At 29.1% G+C, this 26,257-nt stretch carries 23 protein-coding genes; 3 read left to right on the top strand and 20 right to left on the bottom strand.

All coding sequences use genetic code 11. From position 1 onward, the window contains the following. Nucleotides 1–35: 35 nt before the first annotated feature. The 4 genes from OW730_RS03480 to OW730_RS03465 form a co-directional block, all read right to left on the bottom strand. On the bottom strand, nt 36–1,157 hold the full coding sequence (locus OW730_RS03480; protein WP_271227708.1) for an AI-2E family transporter: 1,122 nt from the start codon (nt 1,155–1,157) through the stop codon (nt 36–38). Between the two features lie 173 nt (nt 1,158–1,330). Then, on the bottom strand, nt 1,331–2,056 hold the full coding sequence (locus OW730_RS03475; RefSeq protein WP_271227707.1) for an amino acid ABC transporter ATP-binding protein: 726 nt from the start codon (nt 2,054–2,056) through the stop codon (nt 1,331–1,333). A gap of 2 nt (nt 2,057–2,058) precedes the next feature. Then, nucleotides 2,059–2,799: an amino acid ABC transporter permease gene (locus tag OW730_RS03470; protein ID WP_271227706.1), complete on the bottom strand. Its 741-nt coding sequence runs from the start codon at nt 2,797–2,799 to the stop codon at nt 2,059–2,061. A 14-nt stretch (nt 2,800–2,813) separates the two neighbouring features. Next, nucleotides 2,814–3,656 (bottom strand): transporter substrate-binding domain-containing protein, encoded by an 843-nt coding sequence (locus tag OW730_RS03465; protein WP_271227705.1) that lies wholly within the window; start codon nt 3,654–3,656, stop codon nt 2,814–2,816. A gap of 541 nt (nt 3,657–4,197) precedes the next feature. Here OW730_RS03465 and OW730_RS03460 point away from each other — a divergent pair. Continuing rightward, entirely contained in the window at nt 4,198–4,599 is a 402-nt protein-coding gene (locus OW730_RS03460; RefSeq protein ID WP_271227704.1) for a DUF2871 family protein, read from the top strand. 118 nt (nt 4,600–4,717) lie between these two features. On the opposite strand, the gene OW730_RS03455 is transcribed toward OW730_RS03460, so the two are convergent. The 4 genes from OW730_RS03455 to OW730_RS03440 form a co-directional block, all read right to left on the bottom strand. Then, nucleotides 4,718–6,637: an endonuclease MutS2 gene (locus tag OW730_RS03455; protein WP_271227703.1), complete on the bottom strand. Its 1,920-nt coding sequence runs from the start codon at nt 6,635–6,637 to the stop codon at nt 4,718–4,720. A gap of 835 nt (nt 6,638–7,472) precedes the next feature. Continuing rightward, a complete protein-coding gene (locus OW730_RS03450; protein ID WP_271227702.1) occupies nt 7,473–8,390 on the bottom strand; it encodes a transposase in 918 nt (305 codons plus the stop codon). A gap of 219 nt (nt 8,391–8,609) precedes the next feature. Next, nucleotides 8,610–10,535 carry an ABC-F family ATP-binding cassette domain-containing protein gene (locus OW730_RS03445; RefSeq protein ID WP_271227701.1) on the bottom strand — a complete coding sequence of 642 codons (1,926 nt, stop codon included), beginning with the start codon at nt 10,533–10,535 and terminating at the stop codon, nt 8,610–8,612. A gap of 159 nt (nt 10,536–10,694) precedes the next feature. Next, nucleotides 10,695–11,228 (bottom strand): methylated-DNA--[protein]-cysteine S-methyltransferase, encoded by a 534-nt coding sequence (locus OW730_RS03440; protein ID WP_271227700.1) that lies wholly within the window; start codon nt 11,226–11,228, stop codon nt 10,695–10,697. Nucleotides 11,229–11,357: 129 nt separating this feature from the next. Between OW730_RS03440 and OW730_RS03435 the strand changes: the two genes are divergently transcribed. Beyond that, entirely contained in the window at nt 11,358–11,816 is a 459-nt protein-coding gene (locus OW730_RS03435; protein WP_271227699.1) for a hypothetical protein, read from the top strand. A 119-nt stretch (nt 11,817–11,935) separates the two neighbouring features. Here the strand turns inward: OW730_RS03435 and OW730_RS03430 are convergent, their stop codons facing one another. After that, entirely contained in the window at nt 11,936–13,927 is a 1,992-nt protein-coding gene (locus OW730_RS03430; protein ID WP_271227698.1) for an elongation factor G, read from the bottom strand. A 386-nt stretch (nt 13,928–14,313) separates the two neighbouring features. Here OW730_RS03430 and OW730_RS03425 point away from each other — a divergent pair, with 386 nt between their 5' ends. Continuing rightward, nucleotides 14,314–15,126 (top strand): endonuclease/exonuclease/phosphatase family protein, encoded by an 813-nt coding sequence (locus OW730_RS03425; protein WP_271227697.1) that lies wholly within the window; start codon nt 14,314–14,316, stop codon nt 15,124–15,126. A 92-nt stretch (nt 15,127–15,218) separates the two neighbouring features. Here OW730_RS03425 and OW730_RS03420 read toward each other — a convergent pair whose 3' ends face one another. The 11 genes from OW730_RS03420 to OW730_RS03370 all read right to left on the bottom strand — a co-directional run bounded on the left by OW730_RS03420 (nt 15,219) and on the right by OW730_RS03370 (nt 25,983). Then, nucleotides 15,219–15,881: an SDR family NAD(P)-dependent oxidoreductase gene (locus OW730_RS03420; protein ID WP_271227696.1), complete on the bottom strand. Its 663-nt coding sequence runs from the start codon at nt 15,879–15,881 to the stop codon at nt 15,219–15,221. Nucleotides 15,882–16,053: 172 nt separating this feature from the next. After that, a complete protein-coding gene (locus OW730_RS03415; RefSeq protein ID WP_271229509.1) occupies nt 16,054–16,866 on the bottom strand; it encodes a purine-nucleoside phosphorylase in 813 nt (270 codons plus the stop codon). A 95-nt stretch (nt 16,867–16,961) separates the two neighbouring features. Then, nucleotides 16,962–17,966, bottom strand: a complete 1,005-nt coding sequence (locus tag OW730_RS03410; RefSeq protein WP_271227695.1) for a LacI family DNA-binding transcriptional regulator — start codon at nt 17,964–17,966, stop codon at nt 16,962–16,964. 192 nt (nt 17,967–18,158) lie between these two features. Beyond that, a complete protein-coding gene (locus OW730_RS03405; protein ID WP_271227694.1) occupies nt 18,159–19,517 on the bottom strand; it encodes an MFS transporter in 1,359 nt (452 codons plus the stop codon). Nucleotides 19,518–19,867: 350 nt separating this feature from the next. Then, nucleotides 19,868–21,055 carry an aldo/keto reductase gene (locus OW730_RS03400; RefSeq protein WP_271227693.1) on the bottom strand — a complete coding sequence of 396 codons (1,188 nt, stop codon included), beginning with the start codon at nt 21,053–21,055 and terminating at the stop codon, nt 19,868–19,870. A gap of 6 nt (nt 21,056–21,061) precedes the next feature. Beyond that, a complete protein-coding gene (locus OW730_RS03395; RefSeq protein WP_271227692.1) occupies nt 21,062–21,445 on the bottom strand; it encodes a MerR family transcriptional regulator in 384 nt (127 codons plus the stop codon). Between the two features lie 180 nt (nt 21,446–21,625). After that, nucleotides 21,626–21,802 carry an H-type small acid-soluble spore protein gene (locus tag OW730_RS03390; protein ID WP_271227691.1) on the bottom strand — a complete coding sequence of 59 codons (177 nt, stop codon included), beginning with the start codon at nt 21,800–21,802 and terminating at the stop codon, nt 21,626–21,628. A gap of 190 nt (nt 21,803–21,992) precedes the next feature. Next, the gene (locus tag OW730_RS03385; RefSeq protein ID WP_271227690.1) at nt 21,993–24,116 is read right to left on the bottom strand and encodes a methyl-accepting chemotaxis protein; all 2,124 of its coding nucleotides are present in this window, start codon (nt 24,114–24,116) and stop codon (nt 21,993–21,995) included. Between the two features lie 230 nt (nt 24,117–24,346). Continuing rightward, nucleotides 24,347–24,892, bottom strand: coding sequence for a DUF2812 domain-containing protein (locus OW730_RS03380; protein WP_271227689.1), 546 nt, complete (start codon nt 24,890–24,892; stop codon nt 24,347–24,349). Next, complete coding sequence (locus tag OW730_RS03375; protein ID WP_271227688.1) at nt 24,882–25,232, bottom strand: PadR family transcriptional regulator; 351 nt, start codon at nt 25,230–25,232, stop codon at nt 24,882–24,884. Before OW730_RS03375 ends, OW730_RS03380 begins: the two co-directional genes overlap by 11 nt. A gap of 22 nt (nt 25,233–25,254) precedes the next feature. After that, on the bottom strand, nt 25,255–25,983 hold the full coding sequence (locus tag OW730_RS03370; RefSeq protein WP_271227687.1) for a M50 family metallopeptidase: 729 nt from the start codon (nt 25,981–25,983) through the stop codon (nt 25,255–25,257). Nucleotides 25,984–26,257 lie beyond the last annotated feature (274 nt).

Below are 26,257 nucleotides of genomic sequence, written 5' to 3'. Positions count from 1 at the left end.
AAAAGGCACGCTGTGAAATGCGTGCCTTTCATTTATTATGCTTCCTTTAATTTATCTTTTTCTATATCTCCTAAACCTTTCTCATCAAGCTTCCTCTGAACCGATTCTTCTATAAGAGTTTTAAATAATACTGTTATAGGAACACCTAATAACATCCCCCAAACTCCCATAATTGCTCCACCTACTGTTACTGATACAATAATCCAAAAAGCTCCTACTCCTACTTTATCTCCAAGTATTTTAGGCCCTAAATATAATCCATCAAACTGCTGCAATATAATAATTATTATTCCAGCCACAAGCGCCTTCATTGGGCTTACAAACAATACGATAAGTACCGCTGGAACTCCCCCTATAAATGGCCCAAAATAAGGAATCATATTTGTTATACCTATAATTATTGACAATAATGGTGAGTATGGAATTTTACAGATAAACATAACTACGAAACAAATAATTCCTATAATCACAGAATCTATTATCTTTCCAATGAAGAATCTTATAAATATTTCATTAGCACGCTTCCCTACTGATAAAGCTTCATCTACACTTTCTTTCTTGTTAAATGCATACATCAATCTCTTTATTCTTGCTAAAAGATCATCTTTATCTAATAACATATATATAGCAATACAAAGACTTACAATAAGATTAAATATCCCGGATGTAACCTGTAGTGCTGCACCCAATGAATTCTGTAGAAGAATAGTTATTGTTTCTCCAAATTTATTCACAAAACTCCCAAGCATATTACTTAATTGTTTAAATACCTCAGAAGATTGATCCATACCTATCGCGGCTACTATTTCATTAACTATATTATTTAACTGTTCAATACTTATTAAATTAACTAAATCCTTTATACTCCTAACTAGTGTAGGTATAATAAATGATATAGAAATAACTATAAGTCCTATTAATGCAAGTAAAATTATTAATACACTAATTCCTCTTTTTAACTTAAACCTATTGCATAGAACCTTAACAACAGGTTCCATTACATATGCAATGGAAAAAGCTAAAATTATAGGTTGAAAAATTTTAAAAATCCAATGTAAGTTTTCCTCTTGTCCTACCATTAAATAAAACAAAATACCAAAAACAATTAAAAACATTGAGTTTAATATTTTCTTTTTTTCCCCTCCAAATCTCTCCATCTAATTCCTCCTTAGTTTCTATAAGTCTTGTCCTAAATTTAATTATACATTATTTCTGTTATATATAAATATTAATAATTTCTTACAATTTCAATAAATTTATAAACTACAACAAAAGCACGCTTGCACGTGCTTTTTAATATTTGCTAATATAATTAATCTACATATTATTTTTATTCATAGCTCAAAACTTTATCAAGAAATTTTTTAAGTTCTTCAGTTTTTGGGTTATTCAATATATCCACACTTCCATGCTCAATTATTTTTTGATTATCTATATATACTATGTGATCTGCAATATGCTTAGCAAATCCTATTTCATGTGTAACAATTATAAAATCCTTATTGTTGTCCTTAAGCTTTTTAATTGATTGAAGAACTTCATAAGTTAAAGCTGGATCAAGTGCACTAGTTGGCTCATCTAAAAGAAGTATTTCAGGATTTATAGCCAAAGCTCTTACTATAGATGCCCTTTGTGCTTGTCCTCCACTAATTTGATGAGGATATTTATCTTTATGTTCTAATAACCCATATTGCTTTAATAATCCTTCAATCAAATCCTTATTAGCCTTCTCTGGTCTATCATGTACTTTTTCAAGTACTAAGCTAATATTCTTGAATACAGTCAAATGAGGAAATAGATTGTTATCTTGAAATACGTATCCTACTTTCTTTCTATAGCTATCTAAGTCGTCTTTAGATAAGTCATGTTCATTAATCATAATCTTCCCATCATCACATTCCTCAAGGCCAGCAAGCAATCTTAAAAATGTAGATTTTCCACCTCCGCTTGGTCCAATAATAGCTACCACATTAACTTCACTCAGGATTAAACTTATTTCATCTAAAACTATATTTCCAGCATATTTTTTTAATACTTTATTAACTCTTAACTCCATATTTACGCACCTCTATAATTAAACCTTTTTTCAAGCAATCTTATAACAAATAGCAACGGAACTGTCATTATTAGATATCCTACTGCTAAAATTATAAACCCTTCAGCATAAGCAAATGTTGACGCTTGAGTAGTCTCAATTACATTGAAAAACTCATCAAATGCCATGTATGATAATAATGCACTTCCTTTTATTAAAAGTGCTAATTGCCCTGTTAAAGGTGGTAATATAGACATTATTACTTGTGGAAATATTATATATCTATATGTTTGATATTTATTGAATCCAAACATCTTAGCAGCTTGCCATTGTCTAACATGAACAGATTCTATAGCACCTCTATAAATATCTGCAATATATGCCCCTGTATATAATGATAATGTAATCACCCCTACTATAAATTTATTATCAATATTAAATGCATATCCTATATAGTAATATGCCGCCATGATAATAACTAACAAAGGAACTCCAAATATTATAGTTTTGTGAAATTCAGCAATATATCTTAAGAAAAGTATTTTAGAATTACTCATAATGTATAACAACAAACCTACTATTAAACTTAATAACAATGCTGATATACTTATTAAAATTGTAGCAATCCATCCCTTCAATATTAACTGTGAGTAATCCATATATGAGTTAAATTCAAGTCTATTTCCAACTGCTCTGTATAAAACAAACCTGAAGAAAGCTATATATACTACAACTGCAATCACAAAATGTAATGTTTTTTTCATACTAATGCCTCTTTCTAGAAGAAAAAGTCTATACCATATTCCTCAAACTCTTTCATCTTGTCTTTTAAATATTTTTCTCTTATTTCATCGTAAGTTCCATCTTCTTTTGCATTCTTAATAAATTCATTAAGCTTATCTATTAATTCTGATTCACCTTTTCTAACTGCTACACCCCATCCTTTTGTGTTTGGTAATGGTTCTAGGACAGTTCTGGTAGTATCTGGATAATTCTCATGATGCCTTATTACTGATAGAGGATCATATATAAATACATCTGCTTTACCTTGTGCAACCTCAAGCACAGCACTTGCTTCTTCATTAACATTCTTAATTGTTGCATTAGGAGCATTCTCTTTAGCCCACAGAGCACCTATTGTTCCTGTTTTTGAAGCGATTACCACATCAGAATTATTCAAGTCATCTGCTGATTGAACTTTTGAATCTTTGTGAACTAACATCATAAGTTGACTTGTTGTATATGGATTTGAAAAATCAACACGTTCTTCTCTTGCAGGAGTTATAGTCATTGATGAAATAATCATATCTATCTTTCCAGTTTCTAATGAAGTGATTAAACTTGGGTATGGTACATCTACTATTTTGATTTCTTTACCTGAATATTCACCAAATGCCTTAGCAAGCATAACACTTGCTCCTTCTGGGTCACCTTTTTCATTTTTTGTTTCAAATGGAGGATACTTTAACTCCATTCCAACTATAATCGTTTCTTTTTCAAGAGTACTCTTGTTTTTTTCAGAGTTATTACCTTTTCCACACCCAACAAGACTAGTTAAAGCCAGCGATACCATCCCTAATATCATAAGGCTTTTCTTTAATTTATTCATTTTTCTTTTCATTTTATTAATCTTCCTCCTTACCTTTATTAATATTTTTTAGGAAATTCATTTATAAAATTTTATTCTATTATTAATCCATATGCATTTCTATTTTTAAATATTTATTATCTCTTAAATACATGCTTGTTATTTTTATAAATTTAATAAAAAAAATACGTTTTTTTCATATGGTGCTTGGACACTTTCTTTTTAGATTGTAATACCTGTAATATGACATTTTATTGTCATATTTTTAAATTTAATTGTATTGGAGTCATTAGCACTCTTTCTCCTCACATAATCTAACAGGATATAATATAGCAACTTGTTATTTTCTGAATATTTAATACTTTAATTATTGCAACTATTTAAAAATAATTATCCTTTATAACTGATTTTAGCAAACCCAACTAAATTGGTCAACTTTAATTATTGTTAGTTATTGTAAATTATCTAATAGCATGTTATAATAACTATTATTAATTAATAATTATTATAACGGCAATTTTTACGAATTATTTTAAATATAATTTTATACATATTTAATTAAAGGAGAGTTATTATGAAATCAATTAAAAAGTTTTATTATTTATCTGTATTTTATTTAATATTAGGTTTATCCAGTGGCGTTTTCTTTAGAGAATTTACTAAATTTAAAGGCTTTACCGGTAAAACTGTTTTGAATACTCTTCATTCTCATGTACTAATATTAGGTTTCGTATTTTTTATTATAGTTATGATTTTAGAAAAACTATTTCTCACATCTACACATAAATACAATAAGACCTTCCTAGTAACATATAATTTAGGTTTAATTCTTCTTATTATTTCTATGTTAATAAGAGGAGTATCTGAGGTTATTGGTAAAGAATTTGTACTTGCTCATATGTCAGGATTAGGACATGCTATTTTAGGATTAGGCTTCATATTCTTTATGATGAATTTATATGATTCAATTAAATAGTTTTTAAAGAAAAAAAGGGACAGTTCTCAAGTTTTTATTATGAATAAAAACTTGAGAACTGTCCCCTTTTTTAGTAAATTTAAAGCCAGCACCTATATAATTAAGGTACTGGCTTATATTACTCATTTAAATTCCTATTTTTTCTAATCTCTTTTTGTATTTTTTTAAGTGCTTTTTTAGACCCTCTTTTAAGATCATGTTCAAGTTTCCTATCTTTGTATGCAGTAAATAATGTATTATAGTCATATCCCTCTGGATAAAGTTCTTCTCGCTTTATATTTAACTTAACTCTTTTAATATTGATTTCCTTATATTCATCTCCAATTAAAACTACTATATTATTCAACTGATCTCTTTCTTGATAAACTATAGCTTTCTGTCCTTTTTCAAGCAATATAACTTGATCACCAATTCTATATTCATACTCTATTGATGCTTTTTTTGAAATAGCCATAGAAACCTGATCATTTCTTAATTTACTTCTTTTTACTAAGTTGTATTCATATTTTTTATCATCTATATACCCCTTAGCTCTTTTTAATACTGATTCCTTTACCCCAACCTTCTTAGATATCCATAGTGCATTACTTTCTCCACCTTCTCCAATAACCATTTTATACAGTGGCTCTAAAGTATCTGGATTAAATTTCATATGAGCATTTCGAAACTCTGGATGTTCATATGCATAACGCTTTATATCTGCATAATGAGTAGTTGCAACTGTTATTGCCCCATAATAATATAATTCTTCAAGGATAGCTATGGCCAATCCTGTACCCTCATTCGGCTCAGTACCTGTACCTATTTCATCAAATAGAATCAAAGAAGAATTATTAGCATGATCAAGTATATCAGAAATATTCTTCATATGAGAGGAAAAAGTACTCAATGCATTTTTTATACTCTGGTTATCTCCAATATCTACAAATATATCATCAAATACAGACAGTTCTGTTCCATTCTTTGCTCTAACATGAATTCCTGATTGCATTGCTAATGTAAGTATACCGATAGTCTTTAATGCCACAGTTTTCCCACCTGCATTAGGCCCTGTTATTATAAGACTTCTGTACTTATCTCCAACTTCAAAATTTAAAGGTACGGTGTCACCTTCTAATAATGGATGGATTCCATTGACGATTTTTATATATCCTCTAGTATTAATTATAGGTTCAATTCCATCAATTTTTTGACTATATTTCGCCTTAGCTGAAATCATATCATATTCAGAAATTAACTCAATATTAATTTTTATTTCTCTTAACCCTTCATATATTATTCCAGTAAGATATGCTAATATTTGATATTCCTCTGCCTTCTCAGCATATTTCAAAGTACTAAGCTCACTATTTAACTTATTTACTGCTGCTGGTTCAATGAATACAGTAGTTCCTTTTGATGAACTGTCAATTATATTACCCTCTACTTTATTTTTATAATTAGCTTTTATAGGGATAACGTATCTTCCATTTCTCATACTTACAAAAAATTCTTGTATATACTTAGAATAGTGCGATGATGATAACATTTTGTTTAACTTCTCTTTAATCTTACCTTCAGTAGCATCTATATTTCTTCTAATTTTCCCTAGTTCCTTACTTGCTGATGAATCTACTTTATTATTTTTTATTATTCTATTAATCTCTTCTTCAATATTGCTTAATTCGCTCATAGAGTATGCATACTCACTTAAAATTGGAGCATATGATTCTTGTTGCAGCATAAACCTCTTTATTTTCCTGCACCCCCTTAAAAAATCACCAATATGAGTAACTTCATCAGCCTCTAATAATCCACCTTTTTCAACTTTCTCCACTAATACTCTAATATCATATATTCCTTCTAATGGAATATGCTTTGAGTCATCTAATATTTTTCTTGCCTCACTAGTCTCTTTTAGCTTTTTCTCTATAACAGTTAGATTACTGGAAGGAAGCATTTTATCAATTAATTGCTTTCCTAACCCACTAATACAGTATCCTTTTATTATTTCCTTTAAATCATTATATCCTAATGTATTAAATGTATTTATATTCAACGTTCTTTCTCCTTTATAAGCAATTTATTAACTCATTAAATTTTGTTTAAGTTTTACATGAATAACTTTTAAAATTTCCTATAAAGTACTGTCCTAAGATTAGAATATTTAGTACATATATTTTTATATATAAAAAAGCCACAGACATGTCTGTGACTTGAAGAATTATCTCTTTTAGTTATTTCTAAAACCTATTATCAATATATTTTATATCGTTTATCAGTTTTAGAAATATTTATAAAGATTGATTATTAATAATTCAAATATATAAATAATCCCATAATGCTTTACTATAATAAATTCTCTTTACAGCATTATTTTATCAAATAACTTCATACTATTATTTATATAAAACTTGAAATGGTACTATTAATACAATCTTTGTATCTTGAGATATCTTAAATAGACATATACTTTATAGATAGTGTTAAATAAATCCTCAACTAACAGAGGTATACTATACCCCTTTTAAAGATTTATTTAATTAAATTTTAAACTATCTAACCAGCAATCTACTCATAAAATACCTCTCAAATTTAATTAGGTTATTTTAAGTTAACCTTTTAGTGTTATTTTAAATTCTAATCTTATATGTAATAATATAGTAATTTTATATTCTTGTCAACCTTCGTAATCTTTTAAAACTAGGGACAGTTCTCAAGAATTTATATATTATATTATGCTCTATGCAATATTTTCGCCCCTTTTTTAATTCACATAATTTTATTAGTATTCCTCAATAAGAATAAAAGTTTAAATTATTGAGAACTGTCCCTGTATTACTAATGACTATACTATAAATTTATACCATACCATCATTCTTAAATATAACTTATTAAGCATTTAAAAATTCACTTATCAAAGAAGAATATCTCTCTTCCTCATTTATTATTTTTACTCCCTTAGAACATAATTCTGAGATTCTTGAAAGACTAATATTACCTATTGCTTCACATATATCTATATATTTATGATTACAAAAACATCTCATAAAGAAAATAACTAAAGCTCTTGTTTTAGTTGCTTTTCTATTATATTTCAAGTAAATATCTTCTTTTTTTGAATTAGTTAATCTAGTTATGAAGTTAATTATTTCTTCTTTTGTCTTAATTCTAGGGAGTATTGTTCTTCCGCTCCTATACTCACCTAATTCCATATTTTCCACTTCAAACTCTCTCTGAATTTTAGAGTCTTCTTCACCTTCATATCCTCTTACACAATTGATATGATTTTTTCTAGCTTCATCTAAAGTTTTTCCATAAAAACTAAGAACGTACTTCTCCTCAAGAATTTCATACTCATCCTTTCTTAACCCCATATAAACTCCAAGAGCTGAATACGGATACTCTTCTGGACATTCTTTATATTTCTTATATTCCATTGGGTTTTGATGTATATACTTTGAAAGGGTCTTTAAATATCTATTATCTACAATAACTTTACTCTTAAATCTCTCTTGAAACAAATGTCCGTGTCTTTTATATCTTTTATTATAAAATAATACATAGGAAAGATTAATGCTATGCATTATTTTCGAAATATCTGCACCATTAGAATCTATAATTAAATGAACATGATTCCCCATTAAACAATAATCATAAACTTTAAACATGAACTTTTGTTGATATTTCTTTATAATTTTTAAGTATCTATCTTTATCCTCATCTTTTCTAAATAACTTTACTTCACTTATGCTTCTACACATTATATGATAAATAAACTTTTCATCTTTTATTCTAGCTCCTCTTGGCATAACAATTCCCCCTCTATCTTCATATCTTTATCTTTTCCATAATATGTAAAATTATTCTTTTCCTTTGTAATTATTTTTATAAAAAAATTGAGTTAATATCATCAGATATTAACTCAACTCATCAAGTTTCATATTAAAATTATATACTATTTAAATCACTAAATATTGAGAACTGTCCCTATCTCTTTACCTATCTCTTATTAAAAACAAAGACTTAAACTAGCTATTAATCTGTTCAGCTATTTCATTTAAGTATTCCCATCTCTCCATCTTTTCCATTAATAATTCTTCTGTTTCCTCTTTTTGCTTAAGGAGTTCATTTATTTTGACATAATCACTTGTTTCTTTCCTTAATTCATTTTCTATATCTGAAAGTTTCTTTTCTAAGTCTTCAATAACCATGTCAATTTGTTCATATTCTCGTTTTTCATTAAATGAGAATTTAACTGTCTTTTTTCTTATATGAGTATTTTGTATATCTTCTTTTTTTACTTCTGAGTTACAACTATTTATATTCTTTTTTGAACTAGCAACTTTTTCTTTATTATTATCTTTAAATTGCTTGATTATCTCAAGATAGTCTGAGTAATTTCCATTATATCTTTCAATATTTCCTTCGCCTTCATAAGCAAAAATATTATTGCATATTCTATCTAAGAAATATCTATCATGGGATACTGTTATTACTGGCCCATTAAATTCTTCAATAAAATCTTCTAGAATTGATAATGTTGTAGTATCCAAATCATTTGTAGGCTCATCTAGCAACAATACATTTGGCGCTCCCATAAGAACCCTTAATAAATGAAGACGTCTTTTTTCTCCTCCTGAGAGTTTTCCTATAAAATTATATTGAATATCTGGTTGGAATAAAAATCTTTCTAACATCTTCGATGCTGAAATTTTCTCGCCATTAGCAAGAGGAAGAAATTCTGCAATTTCTTTAACAAAATCAATAACTCTCATATTATCATCCATATGAAAAGTTTCTTGACTGAACATACCAATCTTCACAGTATCACCAATAGAAATAGTACCTTGATCCGCTTCAATCTCGCTATTAATCATCTTCATTAGGGTTGATTTACCTATTCCATTTTCTCCAACAATACCAATTCTGTCGTCTTTCAAAATCCTGTAACTAAAATCTTTAATGAGTAATTTGTTATCATAACTCTTTGATATATTTTCTATTTCTATAATTTTCTTACCCAATCTTGAACTCAAAGAAGAAAATTCAAGCTTATCTTGTTTAATATCAACCATATCTTCCTTAAGCTTATCAAACCTATCTATCCTAGCTTTTTGTTTTGTAGATCTTGCCTTTGCACCTCTTTTAATCCATGCAAGCTCTCTTCTGAAAAGGTTATCCCTCTTACGTTGAGCTGATACTTCAAGTTCTTCTCGATCTGCTTTCTTTTCTAAGAAAATACTATAATTACCATCATATGAATACAGGTTACCCTTATCAACTTCAATTATCCTGTTGGTCACTCTATCAAGGAAATACCTATCATGGGTAATCATCAATACAGCACCTTTTCTTCTATTAAGATATTCTTCCATCCAAGCAATTATATCACTATCCATATGGTTGGTAGGCTCGTCCAATATTAACAACTCGCATGGAGTTATTAATGCTGTTGCTAAGGCTATTCTCTTCCTCTGCCCACCAGATAATTCTCCTACCTTCTGGTTAAAATCATTAATATCTAATCTTGTCAAAATACTCTTTGCTTCTGCTTCCATATCCCATAAATTAAGGCTATTTATTTGATCTTGGAGCTTAATCATTTTATTATTTTCTTCTTGACTCAGGTCTTTTTTGTTCAATAGCCCTTCATACTGCCTCAACACCTGCATCTCTCTTGAGTTACCTCTGAATACTTGTTCAATAACTGTAGCATTCATATCAAAGTCAGGATTCTGAGATAGAAACTCAATAATTATATTATTCTTTTTAGTTATAGTCCCATTATCAACAAATTCAGTTCCAGCTATAATCTTCAATAATGTTGATTTACCAGTTCCATTAACACCTATTATTCCAATTTTTTCTCCTTCATTAATCCCTAATGAAATATTTTCCAAAAGCACTTTTTCGCTATAGCTTTTACTTACGTTTTCTAAAGTAATTAAGTTCATGTAATCCCTCTCTTTTTCTGTTTTACTCCATCAATTATTGTCTAAAATCTATTATATCAGCTTAAAAAAAATAAACTAGAGTAATATTAAGTGGTTGATTCCTAAAAACTACTTGCTATCAATATTAATCCAAATGATTTTTTATAGCTGACTAGCAACTTACTTATGCTTCCTCTCATGTTCTAATAACCAAGCTTTTCTCTCTATTCCACCTGCATATCCAGTTAATTTACCATTACTTCCAATCACCCTATGACAAGGTATAATGATACTTATTTTATTTTTCCCATTAGCTGCTCCAACAGCTCTTACTGATTTTTCTCTTCCCATGGCTATAGCTTGTTCCTTATAAGATATAGTTTCTCCATAAGGAATCTTGGTCAATTGATCCCATGATTTTTTTTGAAACTCTGTACCCTCAAATTCTATAGGTATTTGAAAACTCTTCCTCTCGCCTTTAAAATATTCTTCCAACTGTTTCTTGCTCAAAGCAACAACCTCGGATACTGCTCCAATATGATTATTATTTATTTTATAATTTTCCTTTTCTATATAATTAACATATGACTCTTTATTTAAATCATCCAAGAATAATATACTAGTTATAGCTTTTTCATTTCCACAAATCTCTATAACTCCTATAGGTGTATCTATATATTCAAAATGCCAACTTAATTTCTTTAATTTTTCCATTTCCGTACCTCTGTACATTAATATTTATATCATAATTATACACTCACTTTTACATATTCAATAGAGAACAAAAATAATTAATACATCATATAATACATTGAATTACTTATATTAACGGAAGGAATTAATATGCATTATAATGATTGTTACGATGAAACTTTCAGAGATATAAATGATCTCTATATCAGAGAATCTAATATAACCATAAAAAATAATCTAAATACTACCTTAATACGGACAAATGTAGAACTAAAAGGTGGTCATTTCAGAAAAGGACCTTGGGAGGATGAGGAACTCCCTGGATCAATAATTTCTTCAGGTGATAAAACCACCTTTTCAGTTAATAATGAGGGGATATCATATGTTAATGGCCCCAAAGGTTCCGTTACTTATACTACAGCCAATCCTCTAAAAGGTGTAGATAACCCCAGAATAATACTACACTGGAATAACCCATTAGGTACTGAAAAAAGCACTTACTATGTTACTTCTTACCCTTCTGAACTGATAGAGTATACTCAATATCCTCCTGAAGATGTTTTAGATAGCTGGAGTCATAACATTGAAATTGTTATATCTGAAATCTAATCCTTAGGGACAGTTCTCAAGAAATCAGTAATTCTGCCTAAAAAACTCAAAGGGACAATTCCCAAGAAATTGCCCTTAAATTCTAATTTCTTGAGAACTGTCCCCTATTTAATCTTCTTCTATTTTATAGCATTAATCTTATACATAAGATACATTTCCTCGTTAAAAGGATGATTTTTCCCCTTTTCCCTTTCAACGCATATATTCCCTGATACCTTTCTATACTCAAAAAATTCACTGTTAAAAATTCCTCTTCCCTCAGTATAAGAGGAAACAACCGTACCATATTTATGCGATGTATCGGAGGGAATTATTCCATTTATCTCTAATTCACTACTTGAATTTGATATATCATTAACTTTTCCCCTCATAATTTCAATATCAGAAATAGCTTTACCTCCAACTGCTTTAGGAACATTCAGTTCAAAACTAGCATATGGTTCTAAAATTTGTGTACCCGCCGCTTTTATTGCCCTCATTAAAACCAATGGGGTAAGATTTCTAAAATCAGCAGGTGTGCTGCATACACTATCATAGTCTGAATAGAAAAATATAACTTTCATATCAGTCATTTCCCATCCTTTTAATCCTCGTTTACACGTATCAAAAACAGCTTCTCTCACAGCATTCTGAAAGGGTTTTAAAAGATCTCCATATGAAACCTCTGCTTCATAAATTATTCCAGTTCCTCTTTTAGCTGGCTCTACTCTTATACCTACCCCTGCAGCAAAAGGATTTTTCCCTCTGTAAATAGGCATTATACTCTCTCCCACTCCAATAGGTGCTTCCTTATATATAGTATGAACATCATCAAATATAACCATTAAACCAAACTGGTCCTCTAATATTTCCTTAATTATATCTATCTGAATCTCTCCAATGATACTAATATAAATTTCTTTTGTATAATCATCTACTTCTAAATTCAACAATGGATCTTCAATACTTAACCTTTTAAGAGCTTCGAAAAGAGCTACCTTTTCTCTTGGATTTATACACTTTACAGCAGTCTTAATAGTCGGTTTAGCTATGCTGGCAACCTTCATATCACTACTTCTATATCCTAAAATATCTCCAACATTCAAATTATCAGTACCATAGATAACCCCTATATCTCCCTTAGTAATCTTATTAGCTTCAATATTTCTACCTTCTTCTAATACTTTTACTTTTTTAACTTTAAATGTTCTATTACTATCATGAATTTTCACTGTATCTCTAACGCTAAGTTCCCCATCATAGACCTTAACAAATATCTCTTTTTCCCCATTTTTATTGTGAGTTATCTTAAATACCCTACCTGATAAATCCTTATTAGTTTTATCATTAACATTAAACATTTCAGGTATATAATTAAATATTTCATTAATCCCTAATCCAAGCAAAGCCGACCCAAAAAACACAGGGTATAATTTACATTTATTACTCTCATGAATTATCCTATTTATTACATAGTTTTCTTCAAAGAGTTCTGCCTCCAAATATCTCTCCAACGTTAACTCATCTATATCACATAGTCTTTCTATAGCTTCCTCAATAATCTCACTATCATTTAATATATTTCCTATCGTTACTTCTCTAGTGCCTTGATTATCTATACTCTGAAGTCTCACTATATTTTCACTCAATAATTCTCTTATATCTTTAATCAACTCTTCGCAATCTACTCCAAGTCTATCTACTTTATTAATAAATATTATTGTAGGTATTTCTAAGGACTTTAAAATCTTAAATAGTACTCTCGTATGCGATTGAACTCCTTCTTTTGCTGATATAACCAATACAGCGCAGTCAAGTATACTCAGTGCTCTCTCAACCTCAGCCACAAATTCTACATGTCCAGGGGTATCTATAATATTTATCTTATTCCCATTTATAGTAATAGATATAGGGGTAGATTTTATAGATATTCCTCTTTTCCTTTCTATATCCATTGAGTCTGTTTGAGTATTACCATTATCAACTCTTCCAATTTCTCTTATAGCACCACTCATATATAATAAATTCTCTGTAACTGTTGTTTTACCAGCGTCAACATGTGCAACAATACCTAAATTAATTATTTTCTTTTTATTATTTATTTCATTAATTATTGTTTTATTCTTAATCAAATTATGCCTCCAATTTCGGCATGGACTTGATAAAACATTTCATTGAATTAATCTTTACCTTTGCAAGCACCATGCCTGTTTTTTTATAATTCTCTCTGAAATATTCATTTTTTTCATATTTACATCTCCTTTTGTAATATAAATTTGCTCTTTTATTCAATACGTATATAACTTGATGAAAAGTAGAGCTTATCACATCTTGAGTTCTTAAACTCAACTCTCTATAATTATATTATTTATTAAATGACATAAATTTAATAGGTATAGAATGACTATATTTATTTAATACATAAATTATAAACTTAATTACTTATAAATTGAATTCTCATTAATATCCATGTATACTTGTTGTTGGATAAACACTTGATGTACTAGAGGAGGTTAAAATGAAGTTACTAACTTTAAATTGTCACTCATGGCAAGAAGATAATCAAATTGATAAATTAAAAATTATAGCTGAAACTATACATAAAAATGACTACGATGTTATAGCCCTTCAAGAGGTTAGTCAATTAATTTCCTCAGATACCGTTTACGACAATATTCACAAAGATAACACAGCCTTCTTAATAAAAACATTTCTTGAAGAAATATCTGATCATAAATATTACCTAACATGGGATATATCCCATATTGGTTTTGATAAATATGAAGAAGGGGTAGCAATATTATCAAAATATCCTTTAATAGAAGAAAATTCTTTTATTGTTTCTTCGTCAACCACTCGTGATAATTGGAAAACTAGAAAAATAATATGTACACGTATAGAAATAAATTCTCAAATATATGATTTCTATTCAGTTCACCTTGGATGGTGGGACGATATTCAAGATAAGTTTGATTCTCAGATAGATAAATTACTTAATTACCTAGATGAAGAAATTCCTAGTTTCTTAATGGGTGATTTTAATAATGATGCATTTATTGCTGAAGAAGGATATGATTATTGCCTATCAAAAAACTTATATGATACTTATTCTCTTGCTCAAACAAAAGATAATGGGGTTACAATTGAATTTGAAATCCACGGTTGGGAAGGAAGAAGTAAAAACAAAGAACACCGTATTGATTGGATTCTTACTAATAAAAACTTGAATGTACTATCCTCAAAATGTATTTTCAATGGAAAAAACGAACCTTTTGTTTCTGATCATTATGGGGTTGAAATTGAAATTGAATTTGATAAAGTCTCTATTTAATATTTACTGAAAATAAATAACCTTGTGTAATTGGAAATCTCCAGCTATACAAGGTTTGTTAATTAATTTAGTATTCATATCTTTAGGGAACGCTATTTTCCTATAAGTATTTCTTCTCTTCCATCATCATTAGCTTCAATTTCTTTAGCAACTTCTATAGGTGACCTCAATCTACTCTTATCTGCAATGTGAGTAGACTCATCCCAGAACGGGGTATCCATTCCTCCCATATAAACTGCTGTTATCCTTAAATCTAAATGACTAAACTCCTTTTGTATACTCTCCGTAAATCCTCTCACAGCAAACTTGCTTGCCGCATATACTGATTCATTAACTTTTCCCCTTAAACCTGCTGTAGATATTATATTCAATACTCTTTCTTGTGTAATTGCAATGAACTTTTGAGTCATCAATATAGTACCTTTAACATTAACATCAAACATATTATCTATCTCTTCTAATGTTGAATGATTTAATGGTCCAAAGTATCCTACTCCTGCATTGTTTATTAAATAATCAATATTATTGTACTTATCCTTTATATTTTTGAATAGCTCATTTATCTGATTGTTTTCACTTATATCGCATAACAAATATTCACATGATATTTCTTTATTCTTTAAATCATCTACAGCTATTTTAAGCTTATATTCAGTTCTACCAACTAAAATAATATGATAATTTTTCTTCCCATATACCTCTGCAAGAGCTTTTCCAAGACCACTTCCGCCTCCTGTAATTAGAACTTTTTTCATATGAAACACCTCAATCTTTATATAAATATCTATAATTATATAAAATTATTAAGGGACAGTTCTCAATATTTAGCGGAAATATATTTGTCATACTATTTTATATCCTAAAATATTGAGAACTGTCCCCTTAATTTTCCCTTATTCTTGAGAACTGTCCCTTATGATTTATCATTTATATCTCTTCTATAATCTTCTCAACCCATTTACAAAGATTTACCGATGCCTTCTTAGCAGTCTCCACAACTCTATCATGTGAATGTTTTACCTTCTGTATTCCTGTTGCCATATTAGTTATGCATGATATCCCTAATACTTTGATTCCTAAATAATTTGCTGCAATTGTTTCTGGAACTGTTGACATACCAACTGCATCAGCTCCTTGACCACCAATTGATCTAATCTCTGCTGCTGTTTCATAGTATGGCCCCATAAATCCAGCATATATTCCTTTTTTATACTCTATATCTAATTCACTTGCAATTCTTTCAGCTTTACTGATTATAGAAAGGCTATATGGCTCAGACATATCAGGGAAACGCACTCCAAATCTTTCATCATTAACTCCAATAAGAGGATTATCCCCAAATAGATTTATAAAATCAGTAATTATCATTAATGTTCCTGGTTTAAAATCAGTATTTATTCCTCCACAAGCATTAGTAACAATCATATTTTCTATTCCTAACTGCTTCATAACAAATACAGGATAAGCAACCTCTTTCATTGTATATCCCTCATAAAAATGAAATCTACCTTGCATAGCCATTATTTCTACACCATTAATTTTTCCAAAAACTAATCTTCCTTTATGACCTTTCACTGTAGATTGTGGAAAATTCGGTATATCTTTATATTCAATGTACTCCTTATCTTCAATTACATCAACAAGATCTCCTAAACCTGACCCTAGTATAACCCCTATCTTTGGCTGCATTGTTGCATTTTCCTTAATATACTTAGCTGATTCACATACTTTTTCATACATTCTTTCCATTAATATTCCTCCTCGTGTAACCGGTTTCAAAACCCATAAATTACTTTTTATTTTGAATATCTTTTTTAACGCCAAAATGAGCTTTATTATTTTAATAAACCCTCACTTTTTCTGCGCACAATATCATATCCTAAAACATATTTCTCATTTTCATTGATCTTTGATTGTATTTTATTAAGAATCATTTCAGCAGCCTTCTCACCTGACTTTTTATAATCAAAATCTACAGTTGTCAAACTTGGTTCAATTATCGATGATATCTCCATGTTATCTATTCCAACTACAGAAACCTCTTCTGGTATTTTAAATTTCTTTTCTTTCAAATATTTCATAGCGCCTATAGCTAATCTATCTGCTGCAGCAACTACTGCTGTTGGTAACTCCTTATTTCTATCAATTATATGTTTCATTGCTTCATATCCAGATAGAATTGATAAGTTACTTATTTGTATATATTCCTCTCTAATTGGTATTTGGGCTAATTTCATAGCTTCTATATATCCTGCTCTTCTTAACTTTCCAATAGATTCTCTTCTATCATCTAATCCAATATATGCAATTTTTTTATGCCCATTTCTAATCATTAACTTTGTAATATCTTTAACAGCATTAAAATCATCATATAATACACTGGATACCTGAAGATTTTCATTTTCTTGACCTATTACAACCACTGGAACCTTAATACTATCAATAGCATCTATATGCATTTGAGTAATATCTACTGGGAAAATTATTATACCATCCACCTGTTTTCTATTAAATATTTTAATATATTCAACTTCCTTTTCGATATTTTCATTTGAATTTGCAAGTAATACATTGTATCCCTTACTCTCCAGTATATCTGTTATTCCTTCTGTTACACTTGAAAATGTATCTATACCTATATTAGGTAATATTATCCCAATCATATTTGTTTTATTAGTTGCAAGCTCTTGAGCTAGTAAATTAGGTTTATATCCTGTTTCTTTTATAACTTTTTCTACTTTTAATCTTAATTCACTACTTACATTTTGAGAATCATTTATAACTCTAGACACTGTAGCTTTAGATACTCCAGCAAGCTTTGCAATATCACTCATTTTCATAATCTTATCACCATCTCTTTTGTAACCGGTTTCAAATTTAATTTAATTATATACTTTCTTTATAACTTTAGCAAATTTAGATTTTGAATACTATCCAAAAATCAGGGGACAGTTCTCAAGTTTTTGTACTTAATGAACTGTACAAATAGCAATTTATTGAGAACTGTCCCTCTAATTTATTATTCTATAATCCTATGCACCCATAGATATAGTTTCTTCACTTTCATCTTCCAATGCAATAATAGCCTTATTTTTATAACCTAATAAACATATTACGCCTCCAAATAATCCTGTACATATGAACATCATCGCCATACCTGTTCCCTTTCCATTACCTATATATCCTTTCATCATTTCAATAATAACACTGTTATTACCAACCATTGGTTCAAATATATAATCTGCTAAGATTCCACCAATTACGTATCCAATAGAAGATGTTGATTGTTGTATCATACTTCTTATGGAAAATACTCTTCCCTGAATTTCTGGTTCCACATTTATATGCCATAGAGTATTATTATTAGATGATATAAAAGGAATAAATAGAGCTGAGGCAAATGCGCCAACATACCATAGCATTGTATTGCAAGATGCTAAAAGTATATCTCCAATTATGAAGGATAATGCTCCTGCTAAAAATATTATCTTAACTTTTTTAACCCTTAAACGATATCTTGTAACCAATATACTACCCACTACTCCACCAATTCCAAGAAGTGTTCTTATTATTGAAAGTATCATCTCATTATTTCCACTTCTAGCTAATATCATTGGAGTTAATATCCCAAAGTATGTCATAGTACTGATAAGATTTATGATACAAAAGAAACCCATTAAATATAGTAATCCTTTTTTGTTACTTAAATATTTAAATCCAACTATAAAATCCTTAAACCATAAATTTTTGTTACCTTTACTTGAATTTATAACTGGAATGCATACTAAGGTTAATGATAAAACTGCAAAACTAAACGTTATTATATCTATAATCATTACACCTTCAATTCCAATAATGCTAAGTAATATACCTGCCAATAAAGGTGCTGCCATTGTGGATGCATACCCTGATAAAGAACGCATACCGTTTACCTTTACATAATCCTTTTTATCAAGCATTACAGTTATTGAAGCAGAGTATGCAGGATATTGAAAACACCCAAATACGCTTGCTAATGTTTCCATTATAAACATATGATATACCTCTAATTTTCCCATTAATAGAAGTATGAACATTCCAACTGTCATTGCCCCAGACATTAAGTCAGAAATAATAAGAATTTTTTTCCTGTCATATCTATCAACGATGCTTCCTGCTAAAGGAGATAATATTACATATGGAATAACGGAACAAAATCCTAGCATAGCTGAAGTTGTGGCTCTTCCCGTTTGTTCATAAGCCCATATTAACAGAGTAAACTTGGTCATTTCTGTTCCCAGAGTAGATATGAGTTGTCCAAACCACATTAACTTAAAGGCATGCATACCTTTTAATTTATTAAAACTACTTATTTTATTAAAACTGCTTAATCTATTAAAATACTTTTTCATAATTATCTCTCCATTTCTGATTATGAAAATGGACATAATAAAAGAACCCCTCTATTATTATCCATCGCTCATATTAATCATAAATTGCAATCAATAGAATGAAATATAATAATTTCCTGGTTCTAACTAATAAATATTTCTTAACTCAGTTGAAAGTTATCATAACTATTCTAATTGATATGCTTAAAAAAGGGTATACTTCACCAATTCTTAAGCTACATCAATTAAAAGAATAATTTGATAACACATTAGACATCCAACTCCTAAATAATATTTTAAAATTCAATTATATAAATTACAGAATTATACACTTTTAATTTTATACTATTATCCTTATATTATCAATCACCTTACTTATAATCCTCTAAATTCCTTTTAATTTGTTCCTTTATATCTCTCAACTTTAATATATTATTATCTATTTCACCCCTATTATTCTTAATACTAATCAACTCTGTGAATAATTGAAGTCCTATGTCCCCATTAAATCTCCCTTTATCTATACAATAATCAAGAATATATATAAGATCCTTAATTTCTTGAATAAAATCTTTATTTGGCGACTGGACTAAAAAGCTTTTAATCCATTGATAGATTTCTCTATCTTTCACCTTACTCTCTGCTTCCATTAATTCATCAATCTTATCCAGTACTCTTTTGTCTATCTTAATATCCATTGACTTCACATTCTCTATTAAATGTTCAATTTTTGTAGGACCCGTCAAAGCTTTCCAAACCCCTTCTTTATTAGTAACCCATGAAATTGACAATTGTGCCATTGTACATCCGTGTTCTTCTGCTAACTTTTCTATATCTTTAATTACTTTTGATACTCTCTTCATTCTCTCTTTATTAAATAAAGGATCTATAGACCGTATATCATTATCTAGAAATCTTGTATTTTTATTTATTACTCCAGTCAATAACCCTCTAGCTGTTATACTGAAGGGAATAATTTTAACGCCGCTTGTCCTTGAATCTAATTGATTGCTTTTACTGGAAGTAAACCTTCTTATATAATTATAGTTTTCGCTGTTTATAATATTGAGCTCTGTTAAAACAGAAAACACCTTTCCTTTGTTCAAGTACTCACCAAGTTCTTCATTATTCATATGACCTATACCGTATTCTCTTATATAACCTTTTCTCTTTAAACATTCTAACCCTTCTATAGTTTCTTCAATATCACTTTGTTTGCTACCATAATGAATATGAAAGATATCAATATAATCTGTATTCATTCTTCTCAATGAGCTTTCACATGATTTCAATAATTCATCACCTGATATTCTGATTTTATTGTTTTGAATACCTGCTTTAGTGGATATTATTATATCATTTCTCCTACGACCTAACGCTTTACCTAATATTTCTTCACTATGCCCATATATGCTTGCGGTATCAAAATATCTTATTCCCATATCATAAGCAGCATTTAGTATATTTATTTTATCTCTTTCACATAACTTCTTCCCATAAGCACCGCTTAATCCGTAACATCCATATCCTATTTTTAACCCCTTATCAAAAATCTCCATAATATATCATTTCCCCTTCGAAAATATTTCAATCTTTGTTTCAATAGCTTTTAACTGTTCCTTAGCTGTCTTTATATCCTGTTCTAATCCCCTAATATACTCAAATTTATCAGATATAATTTTTTTGAGCCTCTCTAAATCTCCATCTCTTATTATTCCCTTGGAAATATTACTATCAACTTGTTGGTCAACTTCAAGTATTTCCTTTATTTCACTTAAAGTAAACATAAGCTTCTTTAATTGCAGAATACTCTTTATTTTGTTACAGTCACTAATAGAATATTCTCTTTTTCCCATACTTCTATCTGGCTTTAACATTCCTAGCTTTTCATAATACCTTAAAGCATCATTAGATATACCATATTTTTGACTAACTTCACTAATCCTCATCAAATCCCCCCAATCACTTTACTCTTAATAAAATTATATTAGTTGGAGTTTACTCCATGTCAAGAAATAATAATTTACCTTAGATAAATTATTCTCACAATCGTTAAATTGATACAATTCTTTATTTATATAACAAAAGAACTTACAAAATATATGTAAGTTCTTTCAATTTACTGTTTATTATGATTCAATTAAGTTTGATACTTCTACTTCCATCACTTGATTATTGTTTAAATCTTTAATTATTGCAGTATTCTTATCAAAATTTAATTCGTTAATCCATACATTAGTATTATTGTACTTAACATCGAATACACCTTTTGAATTAAAAATTTCCTGTGCTCTTCTCATTAACATATATATCACCCCAAAGATTATGAATTAATATTATACAATACTTGAAACTCACATATTAATTATTAAGGAACGCTTATACTCCCTTGCAGTAATTAAATATTGTACAGTTCAAATAATACACATATAGTTTAACCATTTGGATAATTTCAATTCTAATTCTTAAAACTTTGTGATGATATAATATACATGATTAATCAATCTTAAACATATCTGTTTTTTCTTTTAAATCTCTTGTCATATTATTTAAGTCCATTGTACTTGCTCCTATTTCTTCGAATGAACTAACTTCTTCCTCTAGAATACTGTTAATTTTACTTATGGAGTTAGCGCTATTTTGAGTACTTTCTGATATCTCCTCCATAGCCTGTCTTAATTCTTCTGAAACAGTTGATTGCTGCACTGATGATTCTGAAATTCCTTCTAGTTTTCCAGTAATGTCTTCAATTAATTTTAATATTTTTTTAAATTGATCTTCTGTATCTTTTGATTTATGTGCACTTATCTGAGCATATTCCTGACCTTTAGTAATTGCTAAATCAGCTATACTAGTCTTGTTCTGTATTTCTTCAATTAAAGCACTGATTCTAGAAGTTGCCTGTTTGCTTTGTTCTGCCAAATTCTTGACTTCATTAGCTACTACAGCAAACCCTGCTCCATGTTCAGCCGCTCTTGCTGCCTCAATAGATGCATTTAAAGCTAGTAAATTTGTTTGATCTGAAATACCTGTGATAATTTCCACTATTTCCCCTACTCGTTCTGATGAATCCTGAAGCGCCTTAATGATTCCATATACTTCATCAGATGAATTTTTAGCTTTATCATTAACCTCAACAACTTCATTCATATTTCTCATACCTATATTGGCAGAATCTAATACCATTTTACTATCAGAGAATACTGCTTGAGAACTATTAGAAATGGACTCTGAAGTAATTGCCATATCTTCAACAGATGATGTTATCTCAGTAATAATTCCAGCATTATTTTGAATACTGCTTGATACTGAATTTACATCATTTGAAATTTGCTCCATTCCTATATTAGCATGATCAATTACTGTAGTCATTTCGTTAGTTGAATGTGCAACTGTATTAGCATTTTCTTGAACTTGTCCAATTAACTCTTGAATCTTATCTATAAACAAATTAAACCATTTTACTAATTCACCGATTTCATCTTGTGAGTCACTCTTTAGTCGTTTTGTCAAATCACCCTCACCTTCAGCAATATCTTTTAGCATATTAATCGTACCTTTTATTGGTTTCACAGTTCCTCTTATAATAAAGAAAAGAATTAACAATATAATAATTAAAGAAACTCCCGACATAAAAATAGCATAATTTCTCACTTTATTTGCTTCTTTCAATATTACATCTGTTGGTATATTTACTGCTACTGACCATGGAGTTTGTGATTTACCAATACTTATAGGACTGTACATACTAAAGACCTCTTCATTTATAACCTCTGATGCAATAACTGTCTCATATGGTTTTCCTGATTTTATAGCAGTTTTGGCTTTAATCATTTCTTCTTTAATACCCATATCATCATCAGTACGTTCATCAATAGGCTTATCTATATACTTGTCTTCTTTATGTGCAACTATTATACCCTCATTTGAAATCAAAGTAGCATATCCATTACCGTAAAACTTTAATTCTTTTATCATATCTTGTAATGACTCTAGTGAAATATCAATTCCTATAACCCCTAGTACTTTATCCCCTTCCATAACGGGAACAATTACACTAGTCATCAATATTTCCTTTACGTCAATAACATCTTTGTATGGATTAAGAATTGTTTCTTGTTTGTTATTCTTGGGAAGTATATAATAATTAGCCTTATAGTCATCATTATAATCAACGATAGTCTTGCCTTCTTTTCTATACCAATAAGTTGCTAATCTCCCTGTCTTATCATATCCTTCAGCTTTCCTGTTAGCATACTCTTCATCCTTACCATCAAATGCATTCGGCTCCCACATATTCCAAACAGTTAGAAAATTACTATTATCTTCTAAAATTTGTTTCATAATATTGTTCAACATCACTCTATCAGGATTGCCTGAATTCCTAATACCTTTTGCTGTCTGTGCTAATGTCCGCGCTGCATCCATAGCAACTTCCAATTCTGCCCTGACATAAAGAGAATACCTATTAGCCATTTCCCTTTCCTCATTAATCGCTTTATCCATAACCGTATTCTCAAATTGAATCAGTATAAATCCAATTGTTGTAGAAAAAGTTAGTATTACTGCTAGTCCAATTAGCACCAAAAGTTTCCTACTAAGTTTTTTAAATTTTATCATACGATCTCTCCCATTTAGATTATTATGTAGTTCCTCCACTTAAAAGGATACATGGAATAAAATTTATAGTCAATTTGATTTTTCAAATTTCTACATTTTTTTTAATTATTCGCTTTTATTGTATGGTATGAAATTTCAAGTTGCAATTTATAACCATCGGTGCCTATTAGTGTAAAAAATAAAAACAGTCAAAGTTGTCTCTCCTCTGACTGATTCTTTCAATTATTCATTTATATTTTTCTCTTCTTAAATCTAATGAACAATACACATATCACAAGCATAGCTGCATATCCTATACAAAATGCTGTTACTAGAAATAATATCTTGTTTACAATATGATTCTTAAAAATACCCTTAAGTATATGTTGTGCCAATAAAAGTATTATACTAAATAAAATAATATACCCTGCAGCTTTTAAAGTATCCTTTATCGTTCTAATATTACGCTCTTGTTTTGTATGCTTATCAGAATAGATTGGTAAAGTTCCTGTTTTTGCAGAAAAGAAATGAATTGAGTCCCCAACAGAACATACATAATCCCATCCAGCAGCTTTAAAAACCTCTAGATATTCTGATTTATCTTCTCCACTTATTTTCATGCTATCAAGATTATATACTAAATCTTGACTTTCGCCTTTTTTAAATTTATACCCAAGCCCTTTAAACTTGTAAAAAATCCATCCTTTAGCTGCCATATTGCTTAACATTTTCATCTCTTTCTCTTCAGCAAACCCTAGCCCCATAGAAAATTTAAATTTTTTTCTGCTATGCTTCATTTTTACTTCTCCCCTCTAACAAGTTTAAAACTGTTTTTCCATGTTCAGCCATCCTTATTCTTCTTTTAACCTCTTTTAAAAGAACTGTTCTACCTTTATCTGTAATAGTGTATACTTTTCTTCTGTCATTATCATTTTGAATTTGATTTATCATTTCTGCACTTTGCATCTTTTTCAATATTGTATATAATGATGCTGGTCCTATCTTTAATTCTCCATCTGTCAGCTCTTCTATATTCTGCATTATGCTATAACCATGCTGTTCCTCAACTAATGTGAGTAATATATAATAGGCTGAATCTGTTAACTGCTCTTCATCAAAAGAACTCTTTCTTGCCATATTTATTCCTCCATTTTTTTATTTACATATGAACATCTTCAATTGGAAGTAATTTCACGAAATTCTTAGGTACATTACTTTCAAGGTCTTTCATAACTTTTACTTTTATATCCCCATTATTTTTATCCTGATTATCTTTAAAATAACAGTACGCAAAATAGTGTCCCAAATACTGATTTCTATAATCTTTATCATTTATTAATAGTTCAGTATGTTCTAAAGATAATTTTGAATAGTTTTGATTTATATAATAAGATTGAGTTAAGTTAAAAATACCCATTTCAACTTTTGAATCATATCCTTTACGCTTTATTCTTAACCACCTACCACCATCAGTATAAAAACAACCCGCTCTCATTGGTATTAAAGTAGCCACTGATATACTGATTGCCATGGAACCTAACAACAATATAAAAAAATTAGATTCATACGCATACAAACATAACATTATAATTCCAAACACAAGAGAGGCGAAAGGACCTCCTATTAGCACATTTGCAAATTTATTAAAATTATCTTTATTATCATTAATAGGTACAGTAGCTGCACATCCTCCCCACATAGCTTTATTTTTCTCAATATATGGAATGATTTTACCATTCTCATCTCGCTTTACCCCAAACGGTCCTACAACAAATAGTTCAAAACGAAATCCTGATAATATGCCTACAATTGTATGCCCCAGTTCATGTATAGTAATAACACAAAAATAACAAAGAATAGCTTGAAATATATACATTACTATATTCATAAATTTTCCCCTTTTCACGTATATCATTAAATAATATATCATTTAATGATATATTATTTAATGATATACTACCATGATTTTCTATACATGTAAACACTTATTTGACTTATTTTACAAAATAATGTATAATTGTTATGAATAATAATACAATTAAAGGTGGGATGATATCCGGCAAATTCAGTGTTATTAAAATCGTATAACATGAATGAGCATGGAAGTGTGACAAAATCATATTAATAATTAAATTAGGAAACAATTAGATTCAATTTTAGCG

The organism is Oceanirhabdus sp. W0125-5, from assembly GCF_027938815.1.
Lineage (GTDB): Bacteria > Bacillota > Clostridia > Clostridiales > Clostridiaceae > Oceanirhabdus.
The sequence above is the reverse complement of the archived record's forward strand: the minus strand, read 5'-3'. Positions and strand labels throughout refer to the sequence as shown.

Bases quoted from the DNA above. Each gene is read 5' to 3' on its own strand.
- OW730_RS03480 (WP_271227708.1), bottom strand. From the start codon at position 1,157: ATGGAGAGATTTGGAGGGGAAAAAAAGAAAATATTAAACTCAATGTTT.
- OW730_RS03475 (WP_271227707.1), bottom strand. From the start codon at position 2,056: ATGGAGTTAAGAGTTAATAAAGTATTAAAAAAATATGCTGGAAATATA.
- OW730_RS03470 (WP_271227706.1), bottom strand. From the start codon at position 2,799: ATGAAAAAAACATTACATTTTGTGATTGCAGTTGTAGTATATATAGCT.
- OW730_RS03465 (WP_271227705.1), bottom strand. From the start codon at position 3,656: ATGAAAAGAAAAATGAATAAATTAAAGAAAAGCCTTATGATATTAGGG.
- OW730_RS03460 (WP_271227704.1), top strand. From the start codon at position 4,198: ATGAAATCAATTAAAAAGTTTTATTATTTATCTGTATTTTATTTAATA.
- OW730_RS03450 (WP_271227702.1), bottom strand. From the start codon at position 8,390: ATGCCAAGAGGAGCTAGAATAAAAGATGAAAAGTTTATTTATCATATA.
- OW730_RS03445 (WP_271227701.1), bottom strand. From the start codon at position 10,535: ATGAACTTAATTACTTTAGAAAACGTAAGTAAAAGCTATAGCGAAAAA.
- OW730_RS03440 (WP_271227700.1), bottom strand. From the start codon at position 11,228: ATGGAAAAATTAAAGAAATTAAGTTGGCATTTTGAATATATAGATACA.
- OW730_RS03435 (WP_271227699.1), top strand. From the start codon at position 11,358: ATGCATTATAATGATTGTTACGATGAAACTTTCAGAGATATAAATGAT.
- OW730_RS03425 (WP_271227697.1), top strand. From the start codon at position 14,314: ATGAAGTTACTAACTTTAAATTGTCACTCATGGCAAGAAGATAATCAA.
- OW730_RS03420 (WP_271227696.1), bottom strand. From the start codon at position 15,881: ATGAAAAAAGTTCTAATTACAGGAGGCGGAAGTGGTCTTGGAAAAGCT.
- OW730_RS03415 (WP_271229509.1), bottom strand. From the start codon at position 16,866: ATGTATGAAAAAGTATGTGAATCAGCTAAGTATATTAAGGAAAATGCA.
- OW730_RS03410 (WP_271227695.1), bottom strand. From the start codon at position 17,966: ATGAAAATGAGTGATATTGCAAAGCTTGCTGGAGTATCTAAAGCTACA.
- OW730_RS03405 (WP_271227694.1), bottom strand. From the start codon at position 19,517: ATGAAAAAGTATTTTAATAGATTAAGCAGTTTTAATAAAATAAGTAGT.
- OW730_RS03400 (WP_271227693.1), bottom strand. From the start codon at position 21,055: ATGGAGATTTTTGATAAGGGGTTAAAAATAGGATATGGATGTTACGGA.
- OW730_RS03395 (WP_271227692.1), bottom strand. From the start codon at position 21,445: ATGAGGATTAGTGAAGTTAGTCAAAAATATGGTATATCTAATGATGCT.
- OW730_RS03390 (WP_271227691.1), bottom strand. From the start codon at position 21,802: ATGTTAATGAGAAGAGCACAGGAAATTTTTAATTCAAAAGGTGTATTC.
- OW730_RS03385 (WP_271227690.1), bottom strand. From the start codon at position 24,116: ATGATAAAATTTAAAAAACTTAGTAGGAAACTTTTGGTGCTAATTGGA.
- OW730_RS03380 (WP_271227689.1), bottom strand. From the start codon at position 24,892: ATGAAGCATAGCAGAAAAAAATTTAAATTTTCTATGGGGCTAGGGTTT.
- OW730_RS03375 (WP_271227688.1), bottom strand. From the start codon at position 25,232: ATGGCAAGAAAGAGTTCTTTTGATGAAGAGCAGTTAACAGATTCAGCC.
- OW730_RS03370 (WP_271227687.1), bottom strand. From the start codon at position 25,983: ATGAATATAGTAATGTATATATTTCAAGCTATTCTTTGTTATTTTTGT.